The organism is Pantoea sp. SIMBA_079 (genome assembly GCF_046940275.1).
GTDB classification, from domain to species: Bacteria; Pseudomonadota; Gammaproteobacteria; order Enterobacterales; family Enterobacteriaceae; genus Pantoea; species Pantoea borealis.
In genome coordinates this window covers 1-273 of record NZ_JAWRYR010000280.1, presented here as the reverse complement: position 1 = coordinate 273, position 273 = coordinate 1, and the positions used below count along the sequence as shown (strand labels likewise).

General features: G+C 53.8%; 1 pseudogene. It reads right to left on the bottom strand.

The annotated features are described in order from the left end of the window. Positions 1-54: 54 nt before the first annotated feature. Positions 55-273, bottom strand: a pseudogene (locus SB719_RS20020) (CoA pyrophosphatase); the annotation flags it as partial.

Sequence of the window (273 nt, the reverse complement as noted above, 5' to 3'; positions counted from 1 at the left end):
GGGCCTGCAACGGCTTTGTCTTAAGCCAGTCCGCCTTCCCGGAAATATTGATACTCAAACGTAGAGCCTTTCATAAAGTCCGCGAATAATGCCGGCGGTTGCCCCCCAGATGAATCGCTCGTGATAGGGCATGGCGTAATAAAAGCGTTCCTTGCCGTTGAACATCCTGCTTTCCCGCCGGTGGTTCTGCGGATTCATCAGGAAGGAAAGCGGAACCTCGAAAATATCGGCCACTTCGTCCGGGTTGGGATGCACGTCGAACGGCGTTTTCAC